Genomic DNA, 1,458 nt, shown 5'->3' on the forward strand with positions numbered 1-1,458 from the left:
CTGAAAACTATCGACTTTTTTGCAAGGACGCAAGGACTTTTATACCACTTGCTTTTAATACAACGGGTTTAGCGAATACTTACCGCTGTTCCGTTTGGGTCTTTCCCAAATATGGGGGCACTTTCCTCATGAACATAACACTCTAACTCTTAATCTGTAATTGTCAAAATTTCGAAAGCCATAGGCTCTTCGCTGGATGAGCTTCATCTTGCGATGGAAGCCTTCGGTGATGCCATTGGATTTGGTGAATCGCCACATTCTGACGATCTCCTCACGCCATTGATATAAGGTTTTTCCAAGCGTTCTCAGCGCCTTAAACGGTGACGCTTTCAACTGTTGGATGTAATCCAAAAAGAGAGGAATCAAGCGACGGCACTGCTTAGCGGTACGATGCTTATACATCAACAGTTGATGTAGGCGTTGCTTAAACCAATAAACCGCCTCAACAGCCGGTTGCTTTAAAAAATAATCATTTCGCTTTTTTAATTTTTTAGGTGTTAAGTTTTCGGGATTGGTTCTTAATGCTGACAATAAACCACGATGATATTTCAAGCCCGGATCAATTTTCTGGTAAACTTGAAGGCACTGTTGATTAAGCTGTCGTATCACATGAAAGCGATCAGCAACGATCATGGCATTAGGAAAATGCTGTTGAGCAATCGATTTATAACTGCTGCTTAAATCCATACAAATGACTTTAACCCTTTCTTTTCCCTTTAAATGACACAAGTAGTCACCCAGGTCAGCCCCAGAACGCCCACTGACAACATCAAACACACGGTGTTTTCTCAGATCACATAATGTCGTCGCAAATTGTTTTTTGGCGCGCTTACGACTAAATGAGTGCTCATCAATGCCTAGCACGCGCGGACAATCACGATCTAGGATCTCTTGGTTCGCTCGCCAATACCACTGATGGTACCAACGCTCTATCGTCGCTTTGCCTAACTTGAATCGTCTCGATAAATCTTTCTGAGAAATACCCTGTGAATGTTGTTCACACAGTTGTTTTTTTAAACGTTCTGTCGCGCGCTGATACTTTATAATACCGGGAAACTGTTGATTAAAATATCGCCCGCACGAGCGGCAGTGAAACTTATACGCTTTAATCTGAAGTAGGCTACGCCTCACACCCATCAGCTCATGCCAGACCTTGCGAACAAACGTGTCTTTTTTCCGAAGGTTGCGACTGGAACAGTGAACACAGCTTGCCTTACGGCGATAACTTAACTCAAATACCACCGGACTATAACCGCTTATTTTTTGAACTGTAAATCCCGGCAAATTTAGGATACTATTGCTTCTGGGCACTTTAACCTCCTTTTTACTAGTAATATCAAGGAAGTAGATTATCTCAATCTATGGCGATTCTAATTCTTAGTGCGACAAGGTTTTGGATAACGGCCTAGAACAACCTCTTGAGGGGTTCTAAAGCCCAGACACTTTCTTGGAAGAGTA

1 protein-coding gene is annotated in these 1,458 nt (G+C 42.5%); it reads right to left on the minus strand.

What is annotated here, in order from left to right; genetic code table 11:
- Positions 1-126 precede the first annotated feature (126 nt).
- Entirely contained in the window at positions 127-1,311 is a 1,185-nt protein-coding gene (locus COV52_01335; protein ID PIR11942.1) for an ISL3 family transposase, read from the minus strand.
- Positions 1,312-1,458: the final 147 nt, after the last annotated feature.

The sequence above is a fragment of the Gammaproteobacteria bacterium CG11_big_fil_rev_8_21_14_0_20_46_22 genome, assembly GCA_002796245.1.
Classification (GTDB): Bacteria; Pseudomonadota; Gammaproteobacteria; order UBA12402; family UBA12402; genus 1-14-0-20-46-22.